General features: G+C 70.6%; 8 protein-coding genes. All 8 read left to right on the top strand.

The annotated features are described in order from the left end of the window. The coding region (locus M0P34_RS12010) for an asparagine synthase-related protein (RefSeq protein WP_291499433.1) at nucleotides 1-486 on the top strand (486 nt) is incomplete at its 5' end. Nucleotide 487: 1 nt separating this feature from the next. After that, on the top strand, nucleotides 488-1,864 hold the full coding sequence (locus tag M0P34_RS12005; protein WP_291499431.1) for a hypothetical protein: 1,377 nt from the start codon (nucleotides 488-490) through the stop codon (nucleotides 1,862-1,864). Then, nucleotides 1,864-2,847, top strand: a complete 984-nt coding sequence (locus tag M0P34_RS12000) for an NAD-dependent epimerase/dehydratase family protein (protein ID WP_291499430.1) — start codon at nucleotides 1,864-1,866, stop codon at nucleotides 2,845-2,847. The genes M0P34_RS12005 and M0P34_RS12000 overlap by 1 nt, the downstream gene beginning before the upstream one ends. Nucleotides 2,848-2,903: 56 nt before the next feature. Beyond that, nucleotides 2,904-3,623 carry a class I SAM-dependent methyltransferase gene (locus tag M0P34_RS11995; RefSeq protein ID WP_291499428.1) on the top strand — a complete coding sequence of 240 codons (720 nt, stop codon included), beginning with the start codon at nucleotides 2,904-2,906 and terminating at the stop codon, nucleotides 3,621-3,623. Nucleotides 3,624-3,667: 44 nt separating this feature from the next. Next, on the top strand, nucleotides 3,668-4,648 hold the full coding sequence (locus tag M0P34_RS11990) for a glycosyltransferase (protein ID WP_291499425.1): 981 nt from the start codon (nucleotides 3,668-3,670) through the stop codon (nucleotides 4,646-4,648). Continuing rightward, a complete protein-coding gene (locus M0P34_RS11985; protein ID WP_291499423.1) occupies nucleotides 4,645-5,850 on the top strand; it encodes a glycosyltransferase in 1,206 nt (401 codons plus the stop codon). The genes M0P34_RS11990 and M0P34_RS11985 overlap by 4 nt, the downstream gene beginning before the upstream one ends. 57 nt (nucleotides 5,851-5,907) lie before the next feature. Then, the gene (locus M0P34_RS11980; RefSeq protein ID WP_291499421.1) at nucleotides 5,908-6,915 is read left to right on the top strand and encodes an NAD-dependent epimerase/dehydratase family protein; all 1,008 of its coding nucleotides are present in this window, start codon (nucleotides 5,908-5,910) and stop codon (nucleotides 6,913-6,915) included. A 1-nt stretch (nucleotide 6,916) separates the two neighbouring features. After that, a partial coding sequence (locus tag M0P34_RS11975) for a DegT/DnrJ/EryC1/StrS family aminotransferase (RefSeq protein WP_291499418.1) occupies nucleotides 6,917-7,476 on the top strand: 560 nt, incomplete at its 3' end.

The raw sequence follows: 7,476 nt of genomic DNA, 5'->3' as shown, positions 1-7,476 counted from the left end.
GACTTCGGCTCCCCGGTCCGTGGGCGCATGTACGCCGACCTCTTCCAGATGAAGATACCCAAGCTGCTCATGTTCCAGGACAAAATGGCGATGGCCTCCGCCGTGGAGGTCCGCGTGCCCTTCCTGGACCATGTGCTCTTCGAGCGGCTGTTCGCCGTACCCGAGGAGCTGCTGCTGCGCGAAGGCTACACCAAGCACCTGCTGCGCCAGGTGGCCGCGCGGTTCGACGACCCCATCGCGCGCAGCTACCAGGAGCCCGTGAAGCGCTACATGCCGACCCCGCAGCGCGAGTGGCTGAAGTACGAGCTTACGGACTGGGTGCGCGCGATGATCGCCGACTCCCTGCTGCACGACCGCGGCTATATCGACAAGACCAGGCTGGCCGGGGAGTACGAGGCGTGGGTGGGCGATGTCGACCTGGGCAACTCCTATTTCATCTGGAAATTCATGAACCTGGAGCTGCTGTTCCGGGAGTTCGGACTCTAGCATGGACCTGTTCTACTTCCCCAGGCGCGGAGGCGCCCGGGCCCTGGCCAAGGCCCGGGAGATGCTCGAAGCCTTTGTCGGGCTCTCCGGGCACCCGGCCCTAGCCTGCATGGACAGCTCCCGGGACGCGCAGCTCTTCCGCGAGGCGCTCGGGCCGCGCGGGGACATCCGCGTCACGCACAGCCTGGAGGGCGCCGAGGAGCTGGCGCGCGACGGGGCCGCGGCGGCCGCCGTGCGGCGCTGGCTGGACCCCGTGCCCTGGAACGCCTACGCCGCCGTGGAGCCCCTGGGCGCGGCCCTGGCGGATGTGGTCCTGGCCAAGGCCCTGGTGTTCGACCGCCTGCTGCGCGGCGGCGGCGTCCGCTTCGTCCATTTCGGCGACTCAATGGCCTTCCGCTGCCTGGGCGCCCTGGTCCTCGAACGCTGCGCCGCGCACCACGGCACGCCCTTTTTCATGGCCTATTCCACGGCCCTCAAGGGCCGGGACATGGTCTACGACAACCTGCTCCACGTCCCCGGCCGGGAGTTCGTCCGCCACTATGCCGAGGCCAGGGCCCAGGGGCTGCCCCCCGGGCGCCGGGCCGAGGTGGAGCGCTATGTGGCCCGGTACCGGGCCTTCCAGGACGGCGCCCAGAAGGAGCACTTCCGCTCCAAGGCCGGGCGTTCGCGCGCCGGTGTCTCCCTGCGCCAACTGCTGCGCGACTGCCGCGCGGGCCTGGCCCGGGCGGGGCTGCGCCGCCGCTACGGGCGGGCCGTCGACGCCCCGGTGTCCGGTCCGTATTTCCTGCTGGTGCTCAACAAGTCCCACAACTGGCTGACCAATTATGCCCTGCCGTTCTGGGAGGACGTGGAGCACCTGGCGCGCAGCGCCTGGATGGCGCTGCCCCCCGGCCACAGCCTGGTGGTCAAGGACCACCCCCTGACGGCCTTCCCCGACCCCGGGCGCGCCGGGCTGTACCGCATGGCCCGCGACCTGCCCGGATTCGCCTACCACAGCGGCGGCGGCGACACCTGGGCCCTGGTGGACGGCGCGGCCGGGGTGCTGTTCAACTGCTCGTCGGCGGGGGTGGAGGCCCTTGTGCGCGGCAAGCATGTGGTGGCCTTCGGCGGGGGCGCGGTGTTTTTCGATTTCCCGGACGCCCCGGTACACAAGGTCCTGGGCCCCGGGGAGTTGCCCGGGGCGCTGCGGGCCTGCGTGGAGCGGGAGCCCGACGCCGCCGGGATCATGGCCTACCTGGACGCCATGCTGCACTGGAGCGGCAGCGCCCTGGGCCCCGGGGCCCGGGACGAGGTCGGCCTGGCGCACGGCGACGGCTACCCGGCCCGGCTGGGGGCCTATATCCATTCCATCCTGCAAGCAAAGGGGATCGTGTCCTGATGAAGATTCTCGTCACCGGCGGAGCCGGGATGATCGGCTCCAACCTGGTCCGGCGGCTGGCCGGGCAGGGCCACGAGGTGTTCGTGGCCGACAACTTCTGGCGCGGCAAACGCGAATACCTGCTCGGGGAGGACGCCCGCCCGCTGGTTCCCGCCGAGCGCCTGTTCGAGGTCGACCTGCGCGACCACGACGCCTGCCTGCGCGCCACACGCGGCATGGACGCCGTGTTCCACCTGGCCGACATCGTGGCCGGCATCAATTTCGTCTTCGCCAACCAGCTCTTCCTGTGGCGGGCCAACGTGCTCATCAACTCCAACGTCCTGGACGCCTGCGTGGCCAACAAGGTCGGGCGCTACGTCTATGTGGGCACGGCCTGCTCCTTCCCCAAGAGCAAGCAGTCGTACCTGAACCCCCCGCCGTTCCGCGAGCAGGACGTGTACCCCGCCGAGCCGGAATCGGCCTACGGCTGGAGCAAGCTCATGGGCGAGTACGAGGCCGAGCTGGCCGGGCAGGAGGGGCGGCTGGAGGTGGGCATCCTGCGCCTGCACAACGTCTACGGCCCGCCCTGCGAGCTGGACCCCGAGAAGTCCCAGGTCATCCCGGCCCTGTGCCGCAAGGCCATCCTGCATCCCGCGGAGCCCTTCGTGGTCTGGGGCTCGGGCAACCAGCGCCGCGCCTTCGTGCATGTGGACGACATTGTCGACGCCCTGGAGGCGGTGCTCGACCGGGGCATGAACCAGGGCGCCATCCAGATCGGGCCCTCGGAGTCGGTGTCCATCCGCGAGATCGCCGAGAAGGTCGTGGCCCTGTCGGGCCGGGACATCGCCATCCAGTACGACGCCACCCGCCCCGAGGGCGACATGGACCGCACGGCGGACTGGTCCAAGGCCGCCCGCGTGCTGGGCTGGGCGCCCCGGGTGGACATCGACCGGGGCCTGGCCGCCACCTACGCGTGGTGCGCGCGGCACCTGGGCCGGGGCTGAGCGGGGGCCGCCCGGCCGGGCGGCGGATTCACGAGGGAGCGCAAGTCATGGGAAAAATGTCCGGATTGGTGATCGACGCCGTGCGCAGGCGGCCCCGGGTGGCCCGGGCGGTGATTATGGGCTGCCTGCGCCTGAACAACCTGACGCGGTCCGTGGTCGGCATCCTGGCCTCGGCCATCGAGCCCGACGGGGCCCACCCCAAGATCAGGCTCATGGACCCGCACGGCTGGCTGGTGGACCACGCCGACCCGGCCTGGAGCGTGGTGGACGTGGGCTGCGGGGTGGGCAACCTGGCCGTGCGCCTGGCGCCCCGCTGCCGCCGCTATGTGGGCATCGACATCCACGCCCGCAGCATCGAGAAGGCCCTGGCCAAGGGCGTCCCCGGGGCGCAGTTCCGCCAGTGCGACGCCGCGGCCTTCGGGGACTACGCGGAGTTCGACGCCGTGGTGCTCTCCAACTGCCTGGAGCACATCGAGCGGCGCGACGAGCTGTTGGCGTACATCTTCAAGGGCCCCGGCGCCCCCCGCCACCTGCTGCTGCGCGTGCCGACCATCGAGCGCGACTGGTTCACGCTCTACAAGCGGGACATCGGCGCCGACTGGCGGCTGGACGAGACCCATTTCACCGAATACACGCGCGAGGAGCTCGTCGCCGAGCTCGAGCGCGCGGGGCTTGAGATCCTGCGCTTCGAGCGGCGCTACGACGAGTTCTTCTGCCTGTGCGCCAACAGGAACGCGGCCGGGGCGCAGGCGGCCCCGGGGAGCGGGGCGGCTTGAGGATACTCTATCTTTCCGAGAATATGGCGGCGTATGCCGGGGCCATGTACCAGCGCGATGTCATGGAGGAGCTGGCCGCCCAGGCGGACGTGGTCTTCCACGGCCCGGGTTTCGCGGGCTTCGACCCCCGCGAGCCCGTGGAGCGCGTCTTGCGGCGCGTCGGCGGCGCGGACCTGGTCCTTGTCGGCCACGCCTGGCTCGTGGACAGCCCCGGCACGGCGGTGGACCCCTTCCCGGGGCTGCGCCTGGAGGACTGCCCCCTGCCCAAGGCGATGATCCTGAACAAGGAATACGCCAACCTCGACGACAAGCTGGCCTGGATCGGGCGCCAGGGGTTCGCCCTGGGCTTCAGCCACCACCACGACACGGACGCCTTCGCGGCGCGCACGGGGACGCCGTTTTTGTTCTGGCCCTTCGCCTTCAACGACCGGCTCTTCGGCCAGGGCCCGGCCCCGGCCAAGGACGTGGACTTCGCCTTCTGCGGGCTGCTCCAGAACCTGAGCCGTCATTCCGGCCAGGCCGATACGCGGGTGCGCGTCATGCGCCGCCTGTTCCACTGCCTGGGCGACATTCCCCTTGCCCCGCGCCGGGCCTACTCCCGCTATGCCCTGCGCTGGAACGCCATTCCGCGCAGCCGCTGGCAGGTGCGCCTGGCCATGCTCCTGGGGCGCTACCGCCGCCTGCCCGACGAGGAGTACCGCGACCTGCAACGCCGCTCGCGGGTCTACCTGAACACCCTGTCGCCCGCCGGGCTGGTCAGCCCCCGCATCGCCGAGAACATGGCCAGCCGGGCGCTGGTGCTGTGTGAAAGCTCGCCCAACTACGGGCGCATCTTCCCCGAGGATTGTTTCGTGACCTTCCGTCCCGACCTTTCGGACTTCGACGAGGTGCTGGGCCGCCACCTGGCCGACGAGGGCGCGCGGCGCAAGGTCGTGGACCGGGCCTTCGAGGTGGCCATGACCGCCCACAGCTGGCGCAGGCGCGTGGCCGACATGCTCGCGGCCCTGGAGGGGGTGGCCCGATGAGCGCCCCCCGCCGCCCGCGCAACCTGCTGTTTCTCAACGCCATGCCCCTGGACGTGCTCGTGACCCAGGGGCGGCAGTGGGAGGCCCTGGTCCGCTCCATGCCCGGCTATTCGGGCCGGGTGGTCTCGGTCTACCACGCCCCGGGGAGCACGGGGCGGCTGGACCTGGCCGCGGGCAACATCTGCCTGGGCCTGCCCACGCCCTGCGGCCGCGTTCCGGGGCGGCCCCTGCGCGGAGCCTGCCGCACGGTGGCCATGATCCCCCTGGTGGCCCGGCTGTACGCCCTGTGCCGCGAGCACGCCATCGACGCCGTGGTCAGCCAGTCCAACGCCTTGCGCGATCTGGAGCTGGCCGCCCTGGCGGCGGCCCGGCTGCGCGGCATCCCCTTCGTCGGCTACACGGGCCGCAACCACGACGACCTGCGCCGCTCCAAGACGCTCATGGGCCGCGCGGTGGACCGCCTGGAGCGCTTCATCCTGCGCGCGGCGGACATCGTCATCCTGCGCCCGGGGACGGTGGATGTCTTCGCCGATTTCTTCGGCCTGGACCGCGGGCGCGTCCATGTCGTGCCCCACCTGTGCCGCTTCGCGGACATGGCGGGCAAGGCCGCGGTGCCGCCCGAGGTGGCGGCCTGGGCGGGCGACGACCCGGTGATCTTCTATTACGGGCGCATGGACGCGCGCAAATATCCCCAGTCCCTGGTGGCGGCGCTGCCGCTGGTCCTGCGCCGGGAGCCGCGCGCGCGGCTGCTGCTGGTTGGGCCCGGCGAGTTCGCCGGGGAGCTGCTGCGCGGGCTGGACCCGGCCCTGGCCGGGCGGATCCTGCTGCTCGGGGCGATGGACCAGCCGCGCCTGGCGGCCCTTTCGCGCTTCTGCCCGGTGCACGCGCACCTCACGGGGGGCAAGGGCCTGCTGGAATCCGCGCTCATGGACCGTCCCGCCGTGGCCTGGGACGACAAGGCCTATACCTACGGCCTGCTGGACGGCAGCCCGCTGCCGCTGCGGGCGCGCTTCGGCGACGTGGCCGACCTGGCCGACCGGCTGGCGGCCCTTCTGGCCGACCCCGAGGCCGCGCGGCGCTGCGGCCTGGGCATGGGCCGCGCGGCCCGGGAGCTGGTGGACGAGGCCCGGGTGGCCGCGGCCCTGCAGGAGGCCGTGGAACGGGCCCTGCGCCTGCGCCGCCGGGATCCCGGCCGCGGTTGACATCGCGTTTCAGGGGCAATACAAGCAGCTCTAACCTCAAATGTAAGGATATACTCCATGAAAAAAGCGTTGATTACCGGTGGGATGGGCTTTATCGGCTCTTTCATCGCCCGGCAGCTGATCGAAGAGGGCACCGTGGACACGGTGGTCCTGCTGGACCACTTCGGCCGCTACATCAGTCCCCTGCGCGAGGAGTATTACGACTACACCAAATACCGCTTCACCGGCATCGAGGGCTCCATCGTCCTTGAGCGCGGCGACACGCGCAATTACAGTGTCGCGCAGCAGATCGTGTACCGCCACGACCCCGAGTTCATCGTCCACCTGGCCGCGCTGCCCCTGGCCAAGCTGGACAACCTGACCCCCGAGGAGGCCTGCGAGGGCACGGTGGTGTCCACCTCGAACCTGCTGCATGCCGTGGCCTGGGCGCGCGAGCAGGGCAAGCAGGCCCTCAGGCGCTTCGTCTACGCCTCGTCCTCCATGGTCTACGGCGACTTCAAGGCCGATGTCGCCGAAGAGGACAGCCACCCCACCTACCCCAAGGAGCCCTACGGGACCATGAAGCTCGCGGGCGAGAACGTGACCCGGGGCCTGACCAATTTCTACGGCCTGGAGCACGCCATCGTGCGGCCCTCGGCGGTCTACGGCCCCACGGACATGAACCGCCGCGTCTCGCAGATCTATGTGGAAAAGGCCCTGCGGGGCGAGGTGCTCAAGGTCTTCGGCGAGGACGAGAAGCTCGACTTCACCTACGTCAAGGACATCGCCAACGGCTTCATCCTGGCCGCCACGCATCCGGGCGGCGCCAACCAGACCTTCAACATCACCACCGGCAAGGCCCAGCGCCTGCTGGACTACGTCCTGGAGCTGAAGAATCTCTTCCCGGACCTGCGCTACGAGGTCGTCCCGCGCGACGCCTTCCGGCCCAAGCGGGGCACCCTGTCCATCGACAAGGCCCGGCGGCTGATGGGCTATGAGCCCGCCTACGACCTGGCCCGGGGCGTGGCCGAATATGTGGACTTCGTGCGCCGGGCCAATCCCGAACTGGCCCGCAGGGAGGCCTAGCATGTCCGTTTCCGTTCCCCTGTGCCGCGCCAGCCTGGGGGCCGAGGAGCTGGAGCTCGTGGCCGAGGTGCTGCGCTCCGGCTGGCTGGCCCACGGGCCCATGAACAAGCGCTTCGAGGAGCTGTTCGCCGCCTTTTTGGGCGTGCGCCACGCCGTGACCATGAACTCCTGCACCTCGGCCCTGGAGCTGGCCGTCAAGGGGCTTGGCCTTGGCGGCGAGGTGATCCTGCCGAGCTTCACCTTCGTGGCCTCGGCCAACGCCCTGGTCACCACGGGCTGCACCCCGGTGTTCGTGGATGTCGACCACGCCACGCGCAACGTCACGGCCCAGGCCATCGAGGCGGCCATCACCCCGCGCACCGAGGCGGTCCTGGTGGTCCACTACGCGGGCCTGTCCTGCGACATGGACGCCATCGCCGAGGTGGCCGGGCGCCACGGTCTGGCGATCATCGAGGACTCCGCCGAGACCATCGGCGGCACCTGCCGGGGGCGCGTGGCCGGAAGCCTGGGCGTGGGCTGCTTCTCCTTCTTCCCGACCAAGAACATCACCACCGGCGAAGG

It is taken from the genome of Desulfocurvus sp. (assembly GCF_023230885.1).
GTDB lineage: Bacteria > Desulfobacterota > Desulfovibrionia > Desulfovibrionales > Desulfovibrionaceae > Desulfocurvus.
Note: the sequence above shows the minus strand (reverse complement) of the source record. Positions and strands in the feature narration are given on the sequence as shown.